Below are 23,074 nucleotides of genomic sequence, written 5' to 3'. Positions count from 1 at the left end.
CTTGATCTGGAGACAGCCATGACCGATTTATCAGCACAGCAACAAACCCCGAAAAGCTGGGAACAACCCGCCGGCAGTGATCTGGAAAGCTGGATGAACACCCGCATCGCCCGTTATGAGACCCGCAAGTACGACTGGAACGCCCTGAAGTTCCAGGCCGACTACGACCCGAAATTCCGCCGCGCGCAAATGCGCTACATCGGCACCGGCGGCACCGGCGTGACCTCGGACATGAACACCATCCCGTCGGAGAACTTCACGTTTTCGACCATGGTGATTCCGGCCGGTCACGAAGGCCCGCCGCACCTGCACACCGACGTCGAAGAGGTGTTCTTCGTGCTGCGCGGCAAACTCAAGGTGGTGATCGAGAAGGACGGCGAGCGATTTGAAACCATCCTCACCGACCGCGACGTGATTTCCGTGCCGCCCGGCGTGTACCGCGAAGAGATCAACATCGGCGATGAAGACGCGTTGATGTGCGTGATGCTCGGCGCGAAAAAACCGCTGACCCCGACCTACCCGCCAGAACACCCCCTGGCCTCGATCAAGCGCGGATAAGCCCATGTCGCACGCCATCGATCATCACGCTCCGTCGCTCACCGCCGATCTCCAGGCGCAGCTGGCCCTGCACTTCCCGCAGCGCCTGCTTGAGCTCGCCGGTGCTCGCCAGGCCTTTCGCGAATGCGGAAGCGGGCCGGCCATTGTGTTGTTGCACGGGATCGGCTCGGGCTCGGCGTCGTGGTTGGCGGTGGCGCAGGAACTGGGCCGCAACGCCCGGGTGATTGCCTGGGACGCGCCGGGCTACGGCGACTCCACGCCACTGCGAGCCCTGGCTCCGGATGCGTCGGACTACGCCGAACGGCTGCTGCAGATGCTCGACGCCCTGGGCATCCAGCGCTGCGTGCTGGTGGGGCACTCCCTCGGGGCGATTACCGCCGTCGCTTTCGCCAGCGGCGTGCAGCAACAGCGTATCAGCCGCCTGGTGTTGATCAGCCCGGCCCAGGGCTACGGGCATCCAGCGCGCGCCGTGCAGCGCCAGCAAGTGCGCGACAAACGCCTGCAGGCCCTGGAACAGCTGGGCATTGAACAGATGGCCGAGCAACGCAGTGCCCACATGCTCTCCCCCGCTGCCAGCCCTCAGGCACAGGCCTGGGTGCAATGGAACATGGCACGACTCAATCCCGAGGGTTATCGCCAGGCCATCGAGCTGCTGTGCGGTGACGACCTGCTGCGCCATGCACCGCTGACCATGCCTTGCGAAGTGCATTGCGGCGACGCCGACGGCATCACCGTTCCCGAAAGCTGCGAGACCCTGGCCAAGGCCCTGGGCGGCACTTTCGAGCTTATCAACGATGCCGGACACGCCAGTCCCATCGAACAACCTAGTGTGGTGGCGGGCCGCCTGGCCTGCGCCATCGAAGAATCCCTGACAGGTGCATCGCTATGAACGATTCAGATCTGCTGAAGGACGCTCAGGACAAATACATCGTGCCGGGCCTGGAGCGCGGCCTGCTGCTGCTGTGCGAATTCAGCCGGCGCAACCGCACGCTGACCGCGCCGGAACTGGCCCGGCGTCTGTCGCTGCCGCGCTCGACCATCTTTCGCCTGCTGACGACGCTGGAAACCATGGGCTTCGTCACCCGCAGCGGCAACGAATACCGCCTCGGCATGTCGGTGCTGCGCCTGGGCTTCGAATACCTTGCCTCACTGGAACTGACCGAGCTCGGCCAGCCGCTGCTGGCCCGCCTGTGCGACCGCCTCAACTACCCGAGCAACCTGGTGGTGCGCGACGGCCGCTCGATCGTCTACGTGGCCAAGGTCTCGCCGCCGTCGGTGTTCTCCAGCGCGGTGAACGTCGGCACGCGCCTGCCCGCCCACGCCACCGTGCTCGGGCGCATCCTGCTCGAAGACCTGTCGCTGGCCGAGTTGCGCGAACTCTACCCGGAAGATCACCTGGAACAGTTTTCACCGTGCACGCCAAAGACCGTGATGGAGCTGTTCGACATGGTCCAGGCCGACCGCCAACGCGGATTTGTCAGCGGCGAAGGCTTCTTCGAGTCGGCGATTTCCTCGGTGGCCGCGCCGGTGCGCGATCAATCCGGGCAGATCGTCGCGGCGCTGGGGGTGACCATTCCGACTACGCAGATCGCCCACGTCAACTTCAACGAATTGCTCCTGCAGGTACGGCGCAGCGCCGACGAACTGTCGCGGTTGCTCGACTACAACAGCGCGACTGGCCACGACGGCCACAACCGCGTAACGGCCCTGATGAGGGATTGAAATGAGTCTCTATCAACTGCAGGACATTACCGCGATCGTCACCGGCGGCTCATCGGGCATCGGCCTGGCCTGTGTCGAGCTGCTGCTCGAAGCCGGCGCGGCCGTGGCCTTCTGCGGTCGCGACGAAGATCGCCTGCGCAGCGCCGAAGACCAGTTGCGTGAACGTTTTCCCCAGGCGCGCTTGCTCGCCCAGGTCTGCAACGTCCTGGACGCCGACTCGGTGAATGCCTTCGCCGCCGCCAGCCTTGCTGCCCTGGGACCCGCCAGCGTGCTGATCAACAACGCCGGACAAGGTCGCGTGTCGACCTTCGCCGACACCACCGACAGCGCCTGGACCGAAGAACTGAACCTGAAATTCTTCTCGGTGATCAACCCGGTCCGCGCCTTCAAGGCTCAGCTGCAAAGCCAGGCCAACGCCGCCATCGTCTGTGTCAACTCGCTGCTGGCCAGCCAGCCGGAACCGCACATGGTCGCCACCTCGGCCGCGCGCGCCGGGGTGATGAACCTGGTGCGCTCGATGGCCACCGAATTTGCCGTCGATGGCATTCGGGTCAACGGCATCCTCATTGGCCTGGTCGAGTCCGGGCAATGGCGCCGGCGTTTCGAAGCCCGCGAAGAACGGGAGCTGGACTGGGGCCAATGGACCGCCCAGCTGGCACAACGCAAACATATTCCCCTGGGGCGCCTGGGCCTGCCGATCGAAGCGGCCCGCGCAATCCTGTTCCTGGCCTCGCCTCTGTCGGCTTACACCACAGGCAGCCATATCGATGTTTCTGGAGGCCTGTCCCGCCATGCGTAATGAAAATACTGTCACCGTTGGCGCTGCCATCACCGCGTTTCTCGAGCAATGCGAGGTCAAGGCCGCGTTCGGAGTGATCTCGATCCACAACATGCCGATCCTCGATGCGTTCGCCGTGCGCGGCAACATCCGCTTCGTCATGGCCCGCGGTGAAGCCGGCGCGACCAACATGGCCGACGCCTACGCCCGCACCACCGGTGGCCTGGGTGTGTGCCTGACGTCCACCGGCACTGCGGCGGGTAACGCGGCGGGGGCGATGGTCGAAGCGCTGACCGCCGGCACGCCGCTGTTGCACATCACCGGGCAGATCGAAACGCCGTACCTGGACCAGGACTTCGCCTACATCCACGAAGCCCGGGATCAGCTGACCATGCTCAAGGCGGTGTCCAAGGCGGCGTTCCGCGTGCGCAGCGTCGAAACCGCCCTCAGCACCATGAAGCTGGCCGTGCAGACCGCCCTGACCGCGCCGACCGGCCCGGTGAGCGTGGAAATCCCGATCGACATCCAGTCGACCTTCATCCCGATGCCCACCGACCTGTCGCCGTTGCCGATTCCGGTGGCCGTGCCTGCACCGGAAGCGCTGGACCTGGTGGCCGAGCGCCTGGCCACGGCCACCCGCCCGCTGTTGTGGCTCGGCGGCGGCGCGCGGCATGCCGGCCCGCAGGTCAAGCGCCTGCTGGACATGGGCGTCGGCGTGATCACCTCGACCCAGGGTCGCGGTGTGGTCAATGAAGATGACGAACGCTGCCTCGGTGCATTCTCGCAAAACAAACTGGTCGAGCAGTTCCTGCAAAGCTGCGACGCCCTGCTGATCGCTGGTTCACGCCTGCGCAGCAACGAGACGTTCAAGTACGCGCTGAAGCTGCCACGCAATACCCTGCGCATCGACGCCAACCCGGCCATCGAAGGGCGCAGCTACAACAGCGAGCTGTTCATCTGCGGTGATTCGGCGCTGGCGCTCGAAGGCCTGGCCGATCGCCTGGAAGGTCGCCTGCAGATCGACCCGACCTTCCTCGCCGAGCTCAAGCAAGTGCGTGAAAAATCCCGCACGCAACTGATCGCCGACCTCGGCCCGTACTCGGCCATGGTCGAACAGCTGCAAGCGCTCACCGGACGCAACTTCTCCTGGGTGCGCGACGTCACGCTGTCCAACAGCATCTGGGGCAACCGCCTGCTGACGTTGTACCACCCACGCGCTGGCGTGCATGCATTGGGTGGCGGCATTGGCCAGGGTCTGTCGATGGGCATCGGCGCGGCCGTGGCGGCAGCGGAAACCGCGCCTGAGCGCAAGGTGTTCGCCCTGGCCGGTGACGGCGGTTTCATCCTCAACCTCGGCGAACTGGCGACGCTGGTGCAAGAGAACGCCAACGTGGTGATCCTGCTGATGAACGACCAGCGCTACGGGGTGATCCGCAACATCCAGGACGCGGTGTACGGCAGTCGCCATTGCTACGTCGACCTGCACACCCCGGATTATTCCAAGCTGGCCGAATCGCTGAACCTGCGCCATGGGCTGGTCACCGACCTCAAGGATTTCGGCAAGGTCGTCGACGGTGCGCTGGCGCAACCCGGCCCGTTCCTGCTGGAAGTGGACATGCTCAGCGTCGGCAGTTTTGCCACCCAGTTCGCCGGTCCGCCCAACAGCGAAACCAAAGCGCAGAAAGCCACGGCCTGAGGACTTCGCCATGTTGCATATCACCATGATCGGCTGCGGCGCCATTGGCGTCGGCGTACTCGAACTGCTGGAGAAAGACCCGCAGTTGTGCGTCGACTACGTCATCGCCTCGGCCGGTTCCGAAGAGCTGGTACGCCAGCGGCTGGCCAGTTTCAAACAACCGCCGCAGGTGCTCACGGCCTTGCCGGCCGACGCGCGCCCCGACTTGCTGGTCGAGTGCGCCGGCCACAAGGCCATCGAAGAACACGTGTTGCCGGCCCTGGAGCGGGGCATTGCCTGCCTGATCGTCTCGGTCGGCGCGCTGTCCGAAGTGGGCCTGGTGGAACGCCTGGAAGCGGCCGCCGAACGCGGTCAGACCCGCATCGAATTGCTGCCCGGCGCCATCGGCGGCATCGACGCCTTGTCGGCGGCCAAGGTCGGCGGCCTGGATTCGGTCGACTACACCGGACGCAAACCGGCGCGCGCCTGGAAAAACACCCCGGCGGAGCAGGCATTCGACCTGGACAGCCTCACCGAAGCCACGGTGATTTTCCAGGGCAGCGCCCGCGAAGCGGCCCGCCTCTACCCGAAAAACGCCAACGTCGCCGCGACCTTGTCGCTGGCCGGGCTCGGCCTGGATCGCACCCATGTGACCCTGATCGCCGACCCGCTCAGCGAGGAGAACGTGCATCACTTCGAAGCCCGTGGCGCCTTTGGCGGGTTCGAACTGAGCCTGCGTGGCAAACCGCTGCTGGCCAACCCAAAGACCTCGGCGTTGACCGTCTACAGCGTCGTCCGCGCCTTGGGCAACCACGCCCACGCGATTTCGATCTAGGAAACTGCGATGACTCTCGAACAGACTTTACCGATCTGCATTGCCGGCCAGTGGCGACTGGGGCGCGGTGAGCGTTACGCCACCTGCTACCCGGCCACCGGCGAAGCCGTGGCCTGGCTCAACGCCGCCAGTGTCGAAGACGTGGAAGACGCCGTGCAAGGCGCCCACCAGGCGTTTCTGCACAGCGGCTGGGCGCAGCGCAAACCCCATGAACGCGCCAGCGTGCTCTATCGCATCGCCGAGCTGATCCGTGAGCGCAGCGAAGAACTGGCGCAGTTGCAGCGCCAGGACAACGGCAAGCCGATCAACGAAACCCGGGCCCTGGTGGCCAGCGCGGCCGGCACCTTCCAGTTCTTCGCTGCGGCCTGTGAGACCCTCGAGGAAACCATCACGCCGTCCCGGGGTGACTTCGTCAGCATGAGCGTCTTTGATCCGATGGGCGTGATCGCCGCGATCACGCCGTGGAACTCACCGATTGCCAGCGAAGCGCAGAAAGTCGCCCCGGCGCTGGCGGCCGGCAACGCGGTGGTGATCAAGCCGGCGGAAATCACTCCGCTGATGGCCTTGCAGCTGGCGCGCATCTGCGAAGACGCCGGGTTGCCCAAAGGCCTGCTCAGCGTGTTGCCTGGCAAGGGTTCGCTGCTTGGCGATGCGCTGACTCGTCACCCGCTGGTCAAGCGCGTGTCGTTCACCGGCGGCACCAGGACCGGCAAGCACATTGCCCACATCGCTGCCGACAAGATGATGCCAGTGTCCCTGGAACTGGGCGGCAAATCGCCGACCATCGTCCTGGAAGACGCCGACCTCGACCACGCGGTGGCCGGTGTGTTGTACGGCATCTTCAGTTCTTCGGGAGAAGCCTGCATCGCCGGTTCGCGACTGTTCGTCGCCCGCGCGCTGTACGAGCCGTTCATGGCGCGGCTGGTGGCGGCGGCGGCCGAGCTGCGGATCGGTGATCCGGTGGACGAGCGCACGCAAATGGGCCCGCTGATCAGCGCCGCTCACCGTGAATCTGTGGAACGTTATGTGGCACTCGGGCTGGCTGAAGGCGGACGCCTGCTGCTCGGAGGCCAGCGTCCGAGCGGCGGTGTTTTTGATCAGGGTTACTACTATCCGCCGACCATCCTCGAAGGTCTGAACAACAGCCAGCAGGTGTGCCAGGAAGAAATCTTCGGCCCGGTGCTGGTGGCCATGCCGTTCGACGACGAAGCGCAATTGCTCGAGCAGGCCAACGACAGCCTGTACGCCCTCGCCGCCGGCATCTGGACCCGCGACTACAAGCGCGCCTGGGCCCTGGGTCGAAAAATCCAGGCCGGTACGGTGTGGATCAACACCTACAAGCAGTTCTCGATTTCCACCCCGTTCGGCGGCTGGCGCGACAGCGGCCTGGGCCGTGAAAAAGGACGCCTGGGCATCCTGCAGTACATGGAACAGAAAAGCCTTTATTGGGGCATGAATGAACAGCCACTGGCCTGGGCCGGTGTGCAACGTGAGGTGGGGTTATGAGCGTTTTAGGCATTGATGAAGTCACCTACGGTGTCGAAGACCTGGAGACCAGCGCACGGTTCTTCAGTGACTGGGGCCTGAGCAAAGTCAGCGAGCAAGCTGACGAGGTGATCTTCGAAACCCTCAACGGTTGCCGCGTGGTGCTCGCCGACATCGACAAGGCTGGCCTGCCGCCGGCCATCGAACCCGGTTCGACCGTGCGCGAAGTGGTCTGGGGCGTCGAAAGCGACGCCGACCTCAAGCTCTACAGCGAGCGCATCGCCAACGACCCGGGCTTCATCGAAGCCAACGGCCGTATCGGCTGCACCGACCCTAATGGCCTGGCGATCCGTCTGCAAGTGACCCGCAAGCGCGAACTGGACATCGAGTGCAGCGGCCACAACACCTGGCAAACCAAGGGCCGGATCAACAAGGCTGCGCCGATCTACGACCGCGCCACGCCGATCGAAGTCGGGCACGTGGTGTTTTTCGTCAAGGACGTCAACGCCTGCGAAGCCTTCTATCACGAGCGCTTCGGCTTCCAGGCCTCGGATCGCTACCCGGATCGCGGCGCGTTCCTGCGCACCGCTGAAGAAGGCGGTCACCACGACCTGTTCATGCTGCAACTGCCCGCCCCGCGCGCCGGCCTCAACCACGTCGCCTTCACCGTGCGCGATGTGCACGAAGTGTTCGGTGGCGGCATGCACATTTCCCGCAGCGGCTGGGCCACGGAAATCGGCCCGGGGCGCCACCCGGTGTCGTCGGCGTTCTTCTGGTACTTCAAGAACCCGGCCGGCGCGCTGGTCGAGTACTACGCCGACGAAGACCAACTGACCGGCGAATGGCAGCCACGCACCTTCGAACCCGGGCCGACCGTCTTCGCCGAATGGGCGATTGCCGGCGGCATCGACGGCAATACCCGCCGCCAGCAAAACGTCGAGGCGCCGAAGGGCAAGTTCCTCACCGACAAACCCAAGTCCTGAGCAGGAGTCGTACATGTCTTCGCTGAATATCGCCATTGCCGGCGCCGGGATCGGTGGACTGACCGCCGCCATTGCCCTGCACCGTGTCGGCCATAACGTCACCGTGTTCGAACAGTCCAAAGCCTTTTTGCGGGTCGGAGCCGACATCAACCTGACACCTAACGCCGTGCATGCCCTGGATGGGTTGGGTGTCGGCCCAGCAGTGCGTATTCCCGCTGCTCGTCCCACTCACCGGATCAGCCGGATGTGGGACAGCGGCGTGGAAACCTCGCGCCTGGAAATGTCCGATGCCGCCGAACAGAAATACGGCGCGCCGCAACTGACCATCCACCGCGCCGACCTGTTGGCCGCACTGGCCAATGTCTTCCCGCAAGAACAAGTGCAGTTTGCCAAGCGCGCCGAGCGCGTGTTGCAAACCGCCGACGGTATCGAATTGCACTTCAAGGATGGCAGCCGCCACCTCACCGATCTGTTGATCGGCGCTGACGGCATTCATTCGGTGGTGCGCAATGCGTTGTTCGGTGATGAGCAACCACGTTTTACCGGAGTGGTCGCCTACCGCGCCGTCGTGCCGGCCGACAGCGTCGCGCATGTGCCCAACATTCAGGCGTTCACCAAATGGTGGGGGCCGACCCCGCAAAGCCAGATCGTGACCTTTCCGCTGAATCAAGGCCGGGACATTTTCATCTTCGCCACCACCGCACAGGACAGCTGGCATGAAGAGTCCTGGACCAGCGCCGGGGATGCCGATGAATTGCGTAGCCACTATCGGGACTTCCATCCGGATGCCCGTGCCTTGCTCGATGCCTGCAGCGACGTGCTAAAGACCGCGCTGTATGAACGCGATCCGTTGCCGTTCTGGTCCAAAGGTTCGATGACCCTGTTGGGCGATGCTTGCCATCCGATGATGCCGTTCATGGCTCAAGGTGCCGGCCAGGCAATCGAAGATGCCGTGGTGCTCGCGCGCCATCTGCAGGGGCTGAACAGTAAGGCTCGGATTGCTGATGCTCTGCAGGCTTACCAGCAGGCGAGACTGCAACGCACCAGCCAGATCCAGATCGGCTCGCGTGGCAATCAATGGCTCAAAGACGGTGGCAACGCCGATTGGGTTTACGGCTATGACGCCTGGACAGTGCCGACACCGAACGCGGCCTGAACGTGACACGGGCCTCGGTGAAAACTTGCCGATGCCCTCGTATGACTTTATTCCCGTGCGCGAAATGATCCGCGAACGGGTACGCAATGGAGGTCCTTGAGATGCGCAATACCGAACCCTGCCTGGAGCCGCATCAGGCCCGTAAACGCCCCAATACCCAGTTCGAGGATCTGCTCGGCGATTCCATCGAACGCGCCTTCGGCAACGGCGTGACCGAGTTGCCCGAGCTGCTCGCGCACCTGAACCTGGCCGGGCCGCCCTGCCCGCTGACCACCGGTGAGTGGACACCAGACGCCTATAAAACCCTGATGGCTCGGCTGGGCGAATGACCCGCCGGAGGTAAATAAAAAATGAACATGAACACAACCGTCGATCCTGTAGAACACCTCCTGGCAAACGGCTTGAAGAACCTCTGGTTCCCCGTCCTGCCGTCTGACCAACTGGGCGAGAAGCCGGTGTCGATCCGTCGACTGGGCTACAAGATCGCCCTGTGGCGCGACAATGACGGCAGCGTGCATGCCCTCGAAGACCACTGCCCGCATCGCGGCGCGCCGTTGTCCCAGGGACCGGTGCTGGGCGACCGCCTGCAGTGCCCTTACCACGGCGTCGAAGTGCGCTGCGATGGCACCGTCACCAAGGTCCCCGGCAGCCCCGGATGCAAACTCGAAGGCAGCCGCCCGACCCGCATGTTCCACACCCGTGAAGCCGCCGGCGCAATCTTTCTCTACAACGCCGTCGAACCGCACGTTGAAAATCCGCCGGAACTGGTGCTGCCCGAGCAACTGAGCTCCCCGGAGTGGAGCAGCTTCCTGTGCTACGCCGAGTGGCAAGGCGACTACCGCTATGTCATCGACAACGTCATGGACCCGATGCACGGCACTTACCTGCACAAGATGTCGCACTCCATGAGTGAAGGCGAAGCCACCGCCAAATTCGTCACCCGTGACACCGACAAGGGTTTCTTCTTCGAGAAAGAAGGCCAGCGCGGGGTGAACTTCGACTGGACCGAATTCATGGACGACAGCTGCCACTGGCTGCGCCTGGAAATCCCTTACCCGAAAACCGGCGGCCCGGGCGGCAACTTCACCATCATCGGTAGCTACACGCCGAGCAGCACCTCCTTGTCGGCAGTGTTCCACTGGCGTTGCCGGCCACTGACCGGCTGGCAGCGCGACACCTGGCGCTTCCTCTACAAAAACCGTCTGGAAGCCCGCCACTGGGCGGTGCTGGAACAGGATCGGGTGCTGCTCGAATTCATGGAACCGGACGCCAACCAGCGGGAGAACCTCTACCAGCATGACCTCGGTGTGGTGCGCCTGCGTCGCTACCTGAAAAACGCTGCCAAGGCTCAGCTTGAGCTGATCGACGCGAAGCAGTTGCCATGAACCTGATCGTGCATCGAGTTCAGGCCGGCGTGTGTGTCGATTTGCGAACTGTCGAAAAGAGGTGACCGATGTCCCATTCCTCCCCTATCACCGCGCTCGTGCACACCTTGCGCTACGAAGCCGAAGGCATCATCAGCGTCGAGTTGCGGCCCTACGGCGACACCGTGTTCGCCCCGTTCGAAGCCGGCTCGCATATCGACTTGCACCTGCCCAACGGCCTGGTGCGCAGCTACTCGTTGCTCAACTCGCCGAGCGACCGTGGCCGCTACGTGGTCGGCATACTGCGTGATCGCAACAGCCGTGGCGGTTCGGAATATGTGCACGGGCAATTGCGGGTCGGCATGCAACTGCCGATCTCGTCGCCGCGCAACAACTTCCAGCTCGACCTGAGCGCCAGGCACAGCGTGCTGGTGGCCGGTGGTATCGGTATCACGCCGATCTACTGCATGTTCCGCCAGCTACTGGCCCTGGGAAAATCCGCCGAGCTGATCTACTGCGCCCGTTCGCGCCAGGAAGCCGCACTGGTGGAAGAACTCAGCGGCTTGAGCGCCAAGGTGGTCTACCACTTCAACGACGAAAAAGGCATGCCGCCAGACCTCAGCGCCTACCTGGCTGGCCAGCCCGACGACACGCATTTTTATTGCTGCGGTCCGACGCCGATGCTCGACGCGTTCGAAAGCACCTGCGAAGGCCTCGGCTATCCCCATGCACACATCGAGCGATTTGCCGCGGCTGAACTGCCGCCGTCCGAAGACGCACAGAGCAGTTACAGCGTGGAGCTGAAAAAGTCCGGCAAGACGTTGTCCATCGAGCCGGGTCTGAGCTTGCTCGACGTGCTGCTCGAGGCCGGTTGTGACATCGAGCACAGCTGTCGCGAGGGGGTGTGCGGTTCGTGTGAAACACGCGTCCTGGAAGGTGATGTCGACCACCGTGACGGCGTGCTGACCAAAGCCGAACGTGCCGCGAACAAATCCATGATGGTCTGTGTATCGGGGTGCAAGAGCCGGCGACTGGTACTCGACCTGTAGTCACTTTGCGTTATTTCATCCCTTGAACAGGCCGGCTTTTTAGTCGGCCTTTTTAATGCGCGGAAAGTAATCGCCGCACAACTAACGTGCAGTTTGGTTACCCCCTGAACGCGCTGTTTCGCATGCAATACATAAAAACGCGTTTCCCATATAAACAATTGTTTTACCTGGATTTTTTACTAAGCAACGATCCAGGCCGGTACTGGCATGGTTTCTGCTCTATCCCTGTCAGGTTCATAGGTCAGACACCGTATTACCTACTAAACAGCCCAAACAAAAAAACACACTGCATAAGAGCAACACATGAGCCTTCCCTTTATTGCCACTTTAAGGCGAGCGGGAAAGTGTTGCCGGTCACTTTGCAGTGCTCAACATCGCAGGGGAGTCAGCATGAAGAAGTACGTTATAGGCCTGGGACTGATCATCAGCAGTTGCGTCAGTTTCGCCGGCGAACCCGGCCCTGCCGCCCCCGTGACCTCGACCACCGGTAAGAAGCCGTTTCCGCATATCGCCTGGCGCAGCGATGACGGCCAGAGCAGCCTGGACATCGGCGGCGCCTTGCGCACCAACTACCGCGACGAGCATTGGGACACCACCGAAAACAACGGGCGGTTTCTGTTCGACACCTTCCGCATCGATGTGCAAGCGACTCACAAGAACCTCTACAGCGATGTCGGCTACTGGTTCCAGGACGATGGCAAACGCTCCATCGATCGCGGCTTCGTCGGCTATCGACTCAACAGCAATTCCAATCTGCAAGTGGGCGCACCGTTCAAACCGTTCGGGCTGGAACCTTATCCGCAATTCGGCTGGAGCTATCACCTGCCGTTCTTCATGGGTTACGGCGTCAGCGCCGGCACCGGTTTGAAGTACAGCTACAAGGACAAGGACTGGGACCTGCAACTAGGCTACTTCCCGCGCATGTTACCGTCCGACATCCGCTACTCGCCGGAAGTCGGGCGCTATGCCGACTTAAAGGACAATGCCATCCCCTTCACCCAGTCGCGCCAGGACAACGAGAAACACAACCAGCTCAACGCCCGCTTAGCGCGAACCTTTGTCAACGATGGCTGGAAGACCGAACTCGGCGCATCGCTGGCCACCGCCCAGCTCTACAACGCCACCACCAGGGACGACGGTGACTACTGGGCCGGCGGCATCCACGCCATCATCAACGCCGGCCAGTGGACCGTCAGCAGCCAGGGCATTCGCTACGAATACGACCCGAAAAACCCGGCAGGCGTCAGCGACAATTCAATACTGATGGGCAGCAACGGCCTGACGCCGGCCTACCTGATTGCCGCCAAGGCCACCATCGCTTCGCTGAACGTCGCCTACGACATCCCGACGCCGAAACTGGGGCCCTTGAAGAAGATCAAACTGTACAACGACTACAGCCGCATGATGAAAGACGAGAGCGGCTGGGACGACTCGCAAATGTACACCGTGGGCGCACAGTTCCTGGCGATGCCGATCATGGCGTGGGTCGATTTCACCTGGGCGAAAAACGCCAACCCCTATGGCGGCGCAGAGAATGGCACGGGGTTTACCAATACCAGTTCGGTGGGCAGTAATGAGTGGTACTACCGGACGAACGTCAATATTGGATATTACTTTTGAATCTTCAAAGCCAGATCAAAGATCGCAACCTGCGGTTCCTACGGATCGAGGCGCGTCGTTCGGAATTCGGGTTGACGCAAAACCTGTAGGAGCCCGGCTTGCCGGCGATGGCGATCTCAGCCCGCAGCAAGCGGGTTTCGGGTAAACGAAAGCCGCTGAATCTCTCGATTCAGCGGCTTTTATCGGGTGCTTTACTGCGACAGATGCAGCAACAGGAAATCAATGAACGCCCTCGATTTATGGGGCAAATGCGGGCTATTGGGGAATACCACGTTGACTGACTGCGAGGGCAACGAATAGTCGGGCAGCAAACGGATCAGCCGCTTGCTGGCGATGTCATCCTTGACCACCCAAGCGGGCAGCACCGAGACACCCAGGGACGACAAGGTCATGGAACGGATGGCCGTGGAAGAGTTGGATTCAAACTGATTAACCCCGTTGATCTCGACAGTCCCCAAGTGCGGATGGCGCAGTGTCCACTGGGTCGGTGCCTGCAGGTTGCTGTTGGCGATCCACGGCACCGAGTTCAGGTCCTGAGGATTCTGCACCGGGTGACGGGCAAGAAACGCCTCGGTAGCCACCATGACAACTTCATAATCGGCCAGTTTACGGCTCTTGAAAGCCGAGTCCGCCAAATTGCCCAGACGGATGACCAGGTCCAATTTTTCCGCCACCAGATCATTGAGTGACGAGTTGAAGTTATAGCAGATTTTTATTTCCGGGTAGCGCTCTATAAACTGCGGCATCAACGGAAGAATATAGGCCTCGCCGTATTCACTGGTGGAACTGAAGCGTAACTTGCCGGACACCCGATCATGCCCTTTCAATACGTTATCGAAGGCATTATCGATGTCTGCAACAATGCCTTTGAATTCTTCATAAAAGTCCTGACCGATTTCCGTGAGGGATATATTTCGGGTATTTCTAATTAGCAAGGTCGCTGACAGCACGTCCTCCAGCGCCTTGACGTGCAGGCTGGCCATGGCCTTGCTGATGTTCAGGTAATTGGCGGCCTTGGTGTAAGAACCAAAATCGACCACGGCCAGGAATGTCTGGACCCGATTAAGATGAGTGTGCATGGAAATATGGGCTCACTGTCAAATCCCGTCAAACATTGTTTCAAGGATAATCGCATCGACAGTTCAAGTCCACCGACCCTATGCTTTGCGGCAAAGGGGAAACAACATGACCTACCGCTACAAAGTTGCACTGATATTTCTGATCGGCTTTTTTATAGACTGCACTAACATCTTTATGTCAGCGGTCGCATTACCGAGTATATCGGCAGCGCTGCACGTCAGTACTTCAGACGTTGCCTGGGTGGCTAATGCTTATATTCTGGGGCTGACACTGATCATTCCGGTCAGCACCTGGTTGGCCGGTCGTTGTGGCAGTCGGGAAATCCTCACCGTCTCGATGATCGTGTTTACCGCCTCGGTGTGGATGTGTGGGCTGGCCAACAGTTTCATCGAGCTGGTGATCTGGCGCTTCGTCCAGGGGATTGGCGGCGGCCTGTTGATTCCTGTCGGACAGGCACTGACGTTCAACCTGTTCAAGGGCGAGCAGCGGGCGAAAATATCCACGTTGGTCATGGCCGTTGCCCTGATTGCGCCCGCCATTTCACCGACCATCGGCGGCATCATCGTCGACAGCAGCTCCTGGCGCTGGGTGTTCTACAGCAATATCCCGTTCTCACTGATCGCGGCATGGCTGTCATGGTTCTGGATCAACGAAGCGCGACCAACGACTTTGCCCAGACCCGACATCAAGGGCTTGCTACTGGTCAGCGCCGCGCTCGGCAGCCTGCTGATGGGCTTGTCGTTGTACGGCGGTGACGCTGCGGCATGGTTGGCCGCCCTCTTCGTCATGGCAGGCTTTACGTTCGTCGTGCTGTACGGGTTGCACTACCGCAACTGCAAAAATCCGATCATTGAACTGAGCCTGCTCAAAAGCAAAAAACTCAGCACCTCCATCTTTATCTATTACGCGATTCCCGGTGTGTTCACGGGGGTCAACCTTATGAGCATCTTCTTCCTGCAAAACACCCTGCACTTCAGCGCCCGACTGACAGGGATGTTCATGATCCTCTACGCCTTCGGCGCATTCATCGCGATGCTGATCTGTGGCCGGGTCTATAACCGGATGGGCGCCAAGCGGCTGTTTGCCCTCGGCATGCTCTTGCACAGTGCCGGCATTGCCACCCTGTTACTGGTGAACGATTCCGCAGACTCTCTGGTGATCGTCATCGCCTACAGCTTGATGGGGATCGGCGGCGGCATCGGTGCCAACACAGCACAAACCACGTCGCTGATGGACTTCGAGGGCTTTGACACCCACAAGGCCAGTGTCATCTGGAACATCAACCGACAGATGTCATTCAGCATCGGCGCTGCCTTCTTCCTGATGGTTTTCAACCTGCTCTCGAAGCATTTCGATACCACCCAGGCCTACCACATGACCTTTGCCGTCGCCGCGCTGCTGGGCCTGTGCCCACTCTTTCAACTGAGTCAGTTGAACACTAAAAAAGGACTGTCATGCACAACAAAATAGTTGAACAGGCGCACCACAGCATTCATCACGTGCACGAGCTGATCCACACCCTGTTCACCGACGCAAACGGTAAGGGCCAGGCCACGCTGGAACCACTGATATCGGCCTTTGCCGAGCACTTCACCATGGTCACCACCTCGGCCGACATTGTCAGCCGGGCGACGGTCGAGCAGATGTTCAAAGGTGCAGTTGGCGCCAAGCCAGGCCTGGAGATCGTCATCAGCGAGCTGCAGACGGTCTGGCAGGAAGGCAACAGCGTGGCGATTCGCTACAAGGAAACCCATCGCCTCGGCCAGCACGAAAGCTCACGGGTTTCGGTGGCGATCATTGGCATGCATCACCACAACGCCCAATGGATCTACCTGCATGAAACGCCGCTAGGCTAGCGGGAAAATAAATCCGTGCCCTTTCCCCCTCTTTCCCGCTTTCCCGGTCCTCTTTCCCCTCGCGTACTTTCCCGTCTACAGGTGAATACGCATTCCCTCCTGTAGGAGCTGTCGAGTGCAACGAGGCTGCGATCTTTTAAAAAGCCAGATCAAAAGATCGCAGCCTCCGGCAGTTCCTACAGATGAGGACGCACGCCCCTGTAGATAACGTGTTGGACCTCGCCGCTCCCCTGCAACAAACCCTGCGAATGTGAAAATTTCGTTAACCAATTGGTAAGCAGGGCTTTTTTCCAAGGATCCAATCTGGCACACTATTGAGAATGATTATCACAAGTAATCTCATCAGCTTTTGTGCAAGCCCCACCTCCGCCTTGTAGCGCAAAACGGCTCACCCGCCGCTGCTGAAATTCCACTTCCTGCTCAACGAACTGCAATCCCTTTTGTAAGGAGAATTCTGCGTGCAACTTTTTTGGCCCCGCCCTCTCGCCGTTGCCGTCGCCCTGGCAAGCGCCTCGCCTTTTGTAGTCGCACAAGAAGCGACCACCACTGCAGCATCCGATGAGCCATCCAGCGATCAGCATGTCTTGACGCTTGGCGCAGTGAACGTCAGCGCCGACCAGTTGGGTCAAACCACCGAGGGCACGGGCTCTTACACCACGGGTGAAATGTCGACCGCTACCAAGCTGCCGCTGTCCATGCGAGAAACCCCACAGGCAGTGACAGTGATCACACGCCAGCGCATGGACGATCAGGCGATGACCAGCGTCAACGATGTCGTCAAGGCAACTCCGGGGCTGTTCCTCAATCAGTCGAGTGGCCCTGGCCGACAGACCTACAGTTCGCGCGGTTTCGACATCGACAACATCATGTACGACGGCCTGCCCAGTTCGTACACCGGATGGAACGTCGGTGTGCAGCCAAACCTGGCGATGTTCGACCGGGTCGAGATCATTCGTGGCGCGACAGGCCTGGTCACCGGCAGCGGCAATCCATCGGCGGCCATCAACATGGTGCGCAAACGCCCGACCGCGACCCCGCAAGTAACCTTGACCGGCGCGGCTGGCAGTTGGGATGACTATCGTGGACAGATTGACGCTTCGGGCCCGCTGAACGAAAACGGCACTCTGCGTGGTCGCGTGGTAGGCACCTATCAGGATGCGAACAGTTTTCGCGACAAGGAAGAATCCAATCACGGTTTGTTCTATGCGATCGGTGAGGCCGACCTGAGCGAAGACACCACCGCGACCCTGAGCTTTTCCCGTCAGGAAGACCAGACCAACTTCTTCTGGGGCGGCCTTCCTATCGGTACTGACGGCCACCATCTGGATTTGCCACGCTCCACCTACCCGGGCACCGATTGGGAAAACAAGAAACAGGAAATCAACACCCTGTACGGTGAAGTCAAACATCGCTTCGACAATGGCTGGGGCCTGAACCTGGCGGCTACCAAATCCTGGCAGGACGCCGTGTTCTCCGGCACTTATCTGTCGCGCTACTCCGGCTCGCTCGCGACCACGGCCTACCAATCGAAACCCGAAGAAGACCAGACGGCGTTCGACGGGTTCGCCAGCGGCCCCTTCGAAGCCTTCGGTCGTACCCATGAACTGGTGGTGGGTGCGAGCAGACGCGAAGTCAATCTGCAAACCCGCGAATACAGTCCCTATGCGCTGTCGTGGCCCATTGGCGCGCCTAAACCGGATTTCGTGCATAGCGGCGACAGCCACGAAGTCACCAGCCAGGACGGCGTCTACCTGACCACGCGGCTGAGCCTTGCCGACCCGCTGACCTTGATCCTCGGGGGGCGACTGGACTGGTATGACTATGACAACCGGACGGGCGAAGGCGACTACAAAGTCACCCGCAACGTCACGCGCTACGCGGGTCTGATCTATCGACTCAATGACAACTACTCGGTCTACGCCAGTTATACCGACATCTTCACCCCGCAGACCTCAAAGGACATTTCCGGCAAGGTGCTTGACCCTATCGTGGGTGAAAACTACGAACTCGGCATCAAGGGCGAGTACTTCGACGGTGCCCTGAACGCCAGCCTGGCCGTGTTCCAGATTGATCAGAAGAACCGCGCCAGCGTCGTCGACAATCAGGCGGGCTGCCCGGAAATGACCTGTTATGAATCCTCCGGCCTGGTACGCAGCCAAGGGCTTGATCTGGAATTGCAGGGTGCCCTGTCCCCGAACTGGCAAGTGGGAGCCGGCTACACCTATACCCGTGCCCGCTACAAGAAGGATTCGGATCCGGCGAACAACAACCAGCGCTTCACTCCGGACCAACCTGAGAATCTGTTCAAACTCTCGACCGTCTACCGCCTGCAAGGCCCGCTCGAGAAGCTTCGCGTCGGTGGCAACCTTTACTGGCAGAGCCGTATGTACAACGATGTGGCGCTCACCGATGGCAGCTATCGCATTGAACAAGGCAGCTATGCGGTGACTGACCTGATGGCCGGTTATGAGGTCAACAAGCACCTTGACCTGCAACTCAATGCCAACAACATCTTTGACCGCACGTATTACTCGGCCATTGGCTACGACGTGACCTGGGGCTCCACCGATACCTACGGCAATCCGAGAAACTACATGCTGACGGCCAAATACAGCTTCTGATTTGCCAATACCAGCTTTGATTCGAGCTGGCTTGTCGGTCGCCGTATCGCAGCGATGGCGGCAGCAGCTTCACCCTCGCATCGCCAGCAAGCCGGCTCCTACAGATGTGTGTCGCACCGCAAACCCGACATACACCCGCAAAACCTGTAGGAGCTGGCTTGCCAGCGATGGCGGCAGCAGCTTCACCATCGCATCGCCAGCAAGCCGGCTCCTACAGATGTGTGTCGCGCCGCAAACCCGACATACATCCGCAAAACCTGTAGGAGCTGGCTTGCCAGCGAAGACGGCATCAGCTTCACCCTCGCATCGCCAGCAAGCCGGCTCCTACAGATGTGTGTCGCGCCGCAAACCCGACATACACCCGCAAAACCTGAGCTGCCAAGTGCAACGAGGCTGCGATCTTTTAAAAGCCAGATCAAAAGATCGCAGCCTACGGTAGCTCCTACGGGAGCAACGGCCTGACGCCCGCTTAACCTGTCACCCTCCCCCCCTCACAAACCGGTTACGCCCCAGCGCCTTGGCGTTATACAGAGCCTGGTCTGCCACCTCGATCAAGCCTTGCAGAGGGTCCAGCTGGGAACCCGCGCCAGCAGCAATCCCGATGCTCACCGTCAGCCGTCCGAACGGGCTGGAGTGGTGCGTTATATTCTCATGCTGCAAACGGTCAAGGATAAGTTGCGCCACCGCCGCGGCACCGTCACTGTCGGTGTCAGGCATGATGATGCCGATCTCCTCTCCGCCATAACGTGCCACCAGATCGGACGGTCGCCTTACGCACGCCTCGAAAATCCTGCCAACCGTCTGCAGGCAGGCGTCTCCAGCCACATGCCCGAGCGAGTCGTTGAAGCGCTTGAAGTAGTCGATATCAATCATGAGCAATGCCAGCGTCGTCCCCTCACGCTGTGCTCGCCGGACTTCCATGGCAAGGCTCTCATCGAAGCAGCGCCGATTGGCCAGACCGGTAAGGGCATCCTTCATCGCAATCAGCTCAAGTTGCCGATTCGATGAGAGCAACTGCTGCTGGGCCCCGCGCAACTGATCCTCGGCCCGGGTACGCCGACGGATATCCAGGATCAGGAACCAACCGATGAGACCGGTCAGTCCCAGCAGCCCCGTCACCACCACCGCGGACAGCAATGCCTCCGTTCGCCACGCGGCGAGAACTTCGTGCTTGCCGAGTGCCACGGTCGTGACCAGCGGCAACTGATCACTCTTGCGAAAGGCGTATAGCCGCTCCACACCGTCCAGGCTGGAGGTAAACGACGCGGTGCCGACTGATCGATCGACGAGGTACTTGGCGAAGATGGGTGACCTGGAAAAGTTGCGCCCCATGTCCTGTTCGCGAAAAGGATAACGAACCAGCAGCGTACCGTCGGTGTAGGACAAGCCGATAGCGCCCTCCTGCCCGACGTCGATCTTGCCAAACAGGCGCAGGAAGTTTTCCACCCCCAGGGTGACCGCCACTACGCCGGCAAATTCGCCGCGAGGACCATTGAAACGACGGCTGACGGTGATCACCCATTCGTGATTGGTACGGCTCTGGATGGGCGGACCGATAAAGATCTCGCGGGAGGGATCGTCGCGGTGATGAATGAAATAGGCACGATCAGTGCTGTTCGCCCCGGCTGGAATCGGCCGGTTGGAAGACATCAACCAGCGTCCCTGATTATCGTAGACCGTGATACCACTGAGCTGTGGCATCAGCGGCACCTGGCGATCGACCAATGCACTGAGCCGCTCAATCTGCGCAGGGCCGCTGCCTTCGGTTTCCAGGCGTTCGACAAGCCCGAGCAACAGCAGCGAGCTTTGCCGGACAATGCCTTCGGAGTAAGTCGCAAGTGCCTGGGTCAGGTTCAAGCCATGGACATCCACTTCCTCCAGAGCTTTATCTCGAGAGGCAACTACCTTCCAGACAGTCAGTGACGCCAGGGAGCAACCGATAACCAACAGCAAAAGCACAACAAGATGGGTATCACGCTTCACGTTACTACCTTATGGAAAGTCCGCTTTTCCGTTCCAGCGACTATTGGGCCAAGCCGATAGCGGCAGCCATTCGTCCTTGAACAAGGATACAAGTAGAGGTGAAACGCTGCAGCAAGTGATTATGAGGCACTGCTCAACGAAGCTGATTTCGACCCGTAACGAACGCTCAAAGGACAATTGAACTGAGGCAGCGGTATAGTTCCGCAAGTTAGATGCCGTATACCCTTCAAGATGACGCACCAGCGGAAAAGTCTGATCATGAACGGAAAAGCAGGTCGGCCAGCCACCTCGGATTGGGTCATACGTAGCGCTCAACCTGGCAGCGTGGAGCGCATCGAAGCGTGGTTCGGCAGCCATGGCTACGACCCACATCGCCACGATACCTACTCGATCGGCCGCACCCTCGCTGGCGTGCAGAGTTTTCACTACAAGGGTGCGCTGTGCCACGGCGTGCCGGGCAACACACTTGTGCTGCACCCTGACGAAGTCCATGACGGCATGGCGGGCACTGATGCGGGTTTTCGCTACCGCATGGCCTACATCGATCCGGCGCTTATTCAAAACGTTCTCGGCGGTGAGCCGTTGCCCTTCATTGCTGGCGGACTGTCATGCGACCTGCGTCTGTACCGCGCCAGTGAAGCCTTCGTGCAGGCACTGGATCATCCTCTGGAAATTCTTGAGGAGCAGGACGCCTTATACGACCTGGCGATGGCGTTGCGTGCGGTCGGTGGCAAGCCACGCGGCCGCAAACGTCTCGATTACCGCTCGGCCGAGCGCGCGAGGGCGTTCATCATGGAGCACCTTCACCAGGGCATTACACTGGAGATGCTGGAACAGGCCAGTGGACGCGAACAGTGGAGTCTGTCACGGGACTTCCGGGCACTGTACGGCACCAGTCCCTACCGTTTTGTCACGCTTCGGCGCCTGGACAGTTTTCGTCGGCTGATCCTCGATGGCTTCACCCTGGTCGATGCCGCCCTGGCCGCAGGCTTTCACGATCAGAGCCACATGACCCGGCACTTCACTCGCAGCTACGGCGTGTCGCCTTTGCGCTGGCTTGAACGCTTGCGTTCCACCTGCTGACTTGCAGGATCTTACAAGAACTGCATGCTTTTGGTTCGATAGGCTGAGGGCTTCAACTACAGAGGATCCGTCATGTCCGACTTCACTCAGCAACGCGCATCACACCCTGTGAACCTGGCCCAAAAGGCTTCGCTGATCGAGCAACAGTGGAGCCCAAGGGTCGTCGCAGAAATGAACGACTACCAATTCAAGGTCGTGCGAATCGAAGGTGAATTCGTCTGGCACTCGCACCCACAGACGGATGAAGCATTCCTGGTGCTCGAAGGCATTTTGCGCATCGACCTGCCGCAGGGCTGCGTTCATGTACACCCGGGCGAATTGTATGTAGTGCCACGTGGCGTGGAGCACAGGACAGCAGCGCACGGAGAAGCGAAAATCATGATGATCGAGCCGCGAGGGGTTCTGAATACCGGTCACGAAGGGGGTGAGCGGACGGCTTTGAACGACGTCTGGATTTGATTATTCGTGTTCACAAGACAAACGATAAATCCAGATACCTGGCATCGCACTTTACGATGCCAGCACCTGGCAGGTGACGTGCCGGCGCTCTTCATCGTAGCGGTTGCCTTGGCCATCTTGACGCCCCGCTCGCCATTGGCCGCTCGGCCCGGGACACACAATGGGGCCTGAGAGCAGGCATGAAATGACTTTCATCCCGGGTATGCTCACTTGGAGTTTCTGAGAAACTCCCCTGATCGACCCCGGCCAAGGGTCGATCAGTGCGCTTGGGTGCCGACGCGACGGCTGATATCTTTCCCGCGCACCAAATCGCGTCCAATCGACGCTGAACCCTTCAAGGAAGATAAAAACAATGAAAATAGTATTCATCGCTTCGCTGGGAATTTTATCGCTGACGCAAACTTCACTGGCCTTCGCGGAGAATGCCAATGGAAAAAATCTCTATCTACAGCGATGCAGCATGTGCCACGGAACAGATATCAAGGCAACAGGCCCGCTGGCCAATAAAAGCAATCCGCCTACGCCTGATCTGACAACCTCCGCTTTCAAGAAACGATTGAATGATTATCCGGGCGTGATTGTCTCTTCGATAATACTTCGCCCAAATGGCGACTTGATTCCAAGAACCTTGCGCGAGAATGGTGTAAAGCTATCGCCGCATGCATGGAGCGTTAAGGATCTGCGCGATTTGAATCAATACATGGGCGATGTGATTTCACAAAAACGATGATCTTTAAAGTGCCGCGCCACGGCTTCGGCTGGCCTCC

General features: G+C 60.3%; 20 protein-coding genes and 2 pseudogenes. 20 read left to right on the top strand and 2 right to left on the bottom strand.

Going from position 1 to position 23,074, the window contains the following annotated elements; translation table 11 throughout:
• Positions 1 to 18: 18 nt before the first annotated feature.
• The 13 genes from SOP95_RS16960 to SOP95_RS16900 all read left to right on the top strand — a co-directional run bounded on the left by SOP95_RS16960 (position 19) and on the right by SOP95_RS16900 (position 13,225).
• Positions 19 to 558 carry a cupin domain-containing protein gene (locus SOP95_RS16960; protein ID WP_274076426.1) on the top strand — a complete coding sequence of 180 codons (540 nt, stop codon included), beginning with the start codon at positions 19 to 21 and terminating at the stop codon, positions 556 to 558.
• Between the two features lie 4 nt (positions 559 to 562).
• Entirely contained in the window at positions 563 to 1,447 is an 885-nt protein-coding gene (locus SOP95_RS16955) for an alpha/beta fold hydrolase (RefSeq protein ID WP_323607709.1), read from the top strand.
• Positions 1,444 to 2,280, top strand: coding sequence for an IclR family transcriptional regulator (locus tag SOP95_RS16950; protein ID WP_008054905.1), 837 nt, complete (start codon positions 1,444 to 1,446; stop codon positions 2,278 to 2,280). Before SOP95_RS16955 ends, SOP95_RS16950 begins: the two co-directional genes overlap by 4 nt.
• A gap of 1 nt (position 2,281) precedes the next feature.
• Positions 2,282 to 3,079, top strand: coding sequence for an SDR family oxidoreductase (locus SOP95_RS16945; RefSeq protein WP_323607708.1), 798 nt, complete (start codon positions 2,282 to 2,284; stop codon positions 3,077 to 3,079).
• Positions 3,072 to 4,754, top strand: a complete 1,683-nt coding sequence (locus SOP95_RS16940) for a thiamine pyrophosphate-binding protein (RefSeq protein ID WP_274076423.1) — start codon at positions 3,072 to 3,074, stop codon at positions 4,752 to 4,754. The genes SOP95_RS16945 and SOP95_RS16940 overlap by 8 nt, the downstream gene beginning before the upstream one ends.
• 10 nt (positions 4,755 to 4,764) lie before the next feature.
• A complete protein-coding gene (locus SOP95_RS16935; RefSeq protein ID WP_274076422.1) occupies positions 4,765 to 5,568 on the top strand; it encodes an aspartate dehydrogenase in 804 nt (267 codons plus the stop codon).
• Positions 5,569 to 5,577: 9 nt separating this feature from the next.
• Positions 5,578 to 7,074, top strand: a complete 1,497-nt coding sequence (locus tag SOP95_RS16930; protein ID WP_323607707.1) for an aldehyde dehydrogenase — start codon at positions 5,578 to 5,580, stop codon at positions 7,072 to 7,074.
• Positions 7,071 to 8,036 (top strand): VOC family protein, encoded by a 966-nt coding sequence (locus SOP95_RS16925; RefSeq protein WP_323607706.1) that lies wholly within the window; start codon positions 7,071 to 7,073, stop codon positions 8,034 to 8,036. The genes SOP95_RS16930 and SOP95_RS16925 overlap by 4 nt, the downstream gene beginning before the upstream one ends.
• Before the next feature lie 13 nt (positions 8,037 to 8,049).
• Complete coding sequence (locus SOP95_RS16920; protein ID WP_274076419.1) at positions 8,050 to 9,192, top strand: FAD-dependent monooxygenase; 1,143 nt, start codon at positions 8,050 to 8,052, stop codon at positions 9,190 to 9,192.
• 101 nt (positions 9,193 to 9,293) lie between these two features.
• Complete coding sequence (locus SOP95_RS16915; protein WP_274076418.1) at positions 9,294 to 9,521, top strand: recombinase-like helix-turn-helix domain-containing protein; 228 nt, start codon at positions 9,294 to 9,296, stop codon at positions 9,519 to 9,521.
• Positions 9,522 to 9,542: 21 nt separating this feature from the next.
• On the top strand, positions 9,543 to 10,577 hold the full coding sequence (locus tag SOP95_RS16910; protein WP_323607705.1) for an aromatic ring-hydroxylating dioxygenase subunit alpha: 1,035 nt from the start codon (positions 9,543 to 9,545) through the stop codon (positions 10,575 to 10,577).
• A 68-nt stretch (positions 10,578 to 10,645) separates the two neighbouring features.
• A complete protein-coding gene (locus SOP95_RS16905) occupies positions 10,646 to 11,605 on the top strand; it encodes a PDR/VanB family oxidoreductase (protein WP_008054889.1) in 960 nt (319 codons plus the stop codon).
• A 390-nt stretch (positions 11,606 to 11,995) separates the two neighbouring features.
• Complete coding sequence (locus SOP95_RS16900) at positions 11,996 to 13,225, top strand: hypothetical protein (protein WP_323607704.1); 1,230 nt, start codon at positions 11,996 to 11,998, stop codon at positions 13,223 to 13,225.
• 191 nt (positions 13,226 to 13,416) lie between these two features.
• Here the strand turns inward: SOP95_RS16900 and SOP95_RS16895 are convergent, their stop codons facing one another.
• On the bottom strand, positions 13,417 to 14,304 hold the full coding sequence (locus SOP95_RS16895; RefSeq protein WP_323607703.1) for a LysR family transcriptional regulator: 888 nt from the start codon (positions 14,302 to 14,304) through the stop codon (positions 13,417 to 13,419).
• A gap of 106 nt (positions 14,305 to 14,410) precedes the next feature.
• On the opposite strand from SOP95_RS16895, the pseudogene SOP95_RS16890 reads away from it, so the two are divergent.
• The 3 genes and pseudogenes from SOP95_RS16890 (at position 14,411) to SOP95_RS16880 (ending at position 18,782) form a co-directional block, all read left to right on the top strand.
• Positions 14,411 to 15,779: pseudogene (locus SOP95_RS16890) on the top strand (MFS transporter).
• The gene (locus SOP95_RS16885) at positions 15,760 to 16,161 is read left to right on the top strand and encodes a DUF4440 domain-containing protein (RefSeq protein WP_323607702.1); all 402 of its coding nucleotides are present in this window, start codon (positions 15,760 to 15,762) and stop codon (positions 16,159 to 16,161) included. The pseudogene SOP95_RS16890 and the gene SOP95_RS16885 overlap by 20 nt, the downstream one beginning before the upstream one ends.
• 500 nt (positions 16,162 to 16,661) lie before the next feature.
• Complete coding sequence (locus SOP95_RS16880) at positions 16,662 to 18,782, top strand: TonB-dependent siderophore receptor (RefSeq protein WP_442967742.1); 2,121 nt, start codon at positions 16,662 to 16,664, stop codon at positions 18,780 to 18,782.
• 477 nt (positions 18,783 to 19,259) lie between these two features.
• Here SOP95_RS16880 and SOP95_RS16875 read toward each other — a convergent pair whose 3' ends face one another.
• A complete protein-coding gene (locus SOP95_RS16875) occupies positions 19,260 to 20,765 on the bottom strand; it encodes a sensor domain-containing diguanylate cyclase (RefSeq protein WP_323607699.1) in 1,506 nt (501 codons plus the stop codon).
• Between the two features lie 258 nt (positions 20,766 to 21,023).
• On the opposite strand from SOP95_RS16875, the gene SOP95_RS16870 reads away from it, so the two are divergent.
• The 4 genes and pseudogenes from SOP95_RS16870 (at position 21,024) to SOP95_RS16860 (ending at position 23,037) form a co-directional block, all read left to right on the top strand.
• Complete coding sequence (locus SOP95_RS16870; RefSeq protein WP_323607698.1) at positions 21,024 to 21,848, top strand: AraC family transcriptional regulator; 825 nt, start codon at positions 21,024 to 21,026, stop codon at positions 21,846 to 21,848.
• 72 nt (positions 21,849 to 21,920) lie between these two features.
• Positions 21,921 to 22,307 carry a cupin domain-containing protein gene (locus SOP95_RS16865; RefSeq protein WP_323607697.1) on the top strand — a complete coding sequence of 129 codons (387 nt, stop codon included), beginning with the start codon at positions 21,921 to 21,923 and terminating at the stop codon, positions 22,305 to 22,307.
• Between the two features lie 63 nt (positions 22,308 to 22,370).
• A pseudogene (locus tag SOP95_RS32175) lies at positions 22,371 to 22,478 on the top strand (DUF6632 domain-containing protein); the annotation flags it as partial.
• 181 nt (positions 22,479 to 22,659) lie between these two features.
• Entirely contained in the window at positions 22,660 to 23,037 is a 378-nt protein-coding gene (locus tag SOP95_RS16860; protein WP_323607696.1) for a c-type cytochrome, read from the top strand.
• Positions 23,038 to 23,074: the final 37 nt, after the last annotated feature.

It is taken from the genome of Pseudomonas sp. YuFO8 (genome assembly GCF_035065025.1).
Taxonomy (GTDB): Bacteria; Pseudomonadota; Gammaproteobacteria; order Pseudomonadales; family Pseudomonadaceae; genus Aquipseudomonas; species Aquipseudomonas putida_AE.
Note: the sequence above shows the minus strand (reverse complement) of the source record. Positions and strands in the feature narration are given on the sequence as shown.

Bases quoted from the DNA above. Each gene is read 5' to 3' on its own strand.
- SOP95_RS16960 (WP_274076426.1), top strand. From the start codon at position 19: ATGACCGATTTATCAGCACAGCAACAAACCCCGAAAAGCTGGGAACAA.
- SOP95_RS16955 (WP_323607709.1), top strand. From the start codon at position 563: ATGTCGCACGCCATCGATCATCACGCTCCGTCGCTCACCGCCGATCTC.
- SOP95_RS16950 (WP_008054905.1), top strand. From the start codon at position 1,444: ATGAACGATTCAGATCTGCTGAAGGACGCTCAGGACAAATACATCGTG.
- SOP95_RS16945 (WP_323607708.1), top strand. From the start codon at position 2,282: ATGAGTCTCTATCAACTGCAGGACATTACCGCGATCGTCACCGGCGGC.
- SOP95_RS16940 (WP_274076423.1), top strand. From the start codon at position 3,072: ATGCGTAATGAAAATACTGTCACCGTTGGCGCTGCCATCACCGCGTTT.
- SOP95_RS16935 (WP_274076422.1), top strand. From the start codon at position 4,765: ATGTTGCATATCACCATGATCGGCTGCGGCGCCATTGGCGTCGGCGTA.
- SOP95_RS16930 (WP_323607707.1), top strand. From the start codon at position 5,578: ATGACTCTCGAACAGACTTTACCGATCTGCATTGCCGGCCAGTGGCGA.
- SOP95_RS16925 (WP_323607706.1), top strand. From the start codon at position 7,071: ATGAGCGTTTTAGGCATTGATGAAGTCACCTACGGTGTCGAAGACCTG.
- SOP95_RS16920 (WP_274076419.1), top strand. From the start codon at position 8,050: ATGTCTTCGCTGAATATCGCCATTGCCGGCGCCGGGATCGGTGGACTG.
- SOP95_RS16915 (WP_274076418.1), top strand. From the start codon at position 9,294: ATGCGCAATACCGAACCCTGCCTGGAGCCGCATCAGGCCCGTAAACGC.
- SOP95_RS16910 (WP_323607705.1), top strand. From the start codon at position 9,543: ATGAACATGAACACAACCGTCGATCCTGTAGAACACCTCCTGGCAAAC.
- SOP95_RS16905 (WP_008054889.1), top strand. From the start codon at position 10,646: ATGTCCCATTCCTCCCCTATCACCGCGCTCGTGCACACCTTGCGCTAC.
- SOP95_RS16900 (WP_323607704.1), top strand. From the start codon at position 11,996: ATGAAGAAGTACGTTATAGGCCTGGGACTGATCATCAGCAGTTGCGTC.
- SOP95_RS16895 (WP_323607703.1), bottom strand. From the start codon at position 14,304: ATGCACACTCATCTTAATCGGGTCCAGACATTCCTGGCCGTGGTCGAT.
- SOP95_RS16885 (WP_323607702.1), top strand. From the start codon at position 15,760: ATGCACAACAAAATAGTTGAACAGGCGCACCACAGCATTCATCACGTG.
- SOP95_RS16870 (WP_323607698.1), top strand. From the start codon at position 21,024: ATGAACGGAAAAGCAGGTCGGCCAGCCACCTCGGATTGGGTCATACGT.
- SOP95_RS16865 (WP_323607697.1), top strand. From the start codon at position 21,921: ATGTCCGACTTCACTCAGCAACGCGCATCACACCCTGTGAACCTGGCC.
- SOP95_RS16860 (WP_323607696.1), top strand. From the start codon at position 22,660: ATGAAAATAGTATTCATCGCTTCGCTGGGAATTTTATCGCTGACGCAA.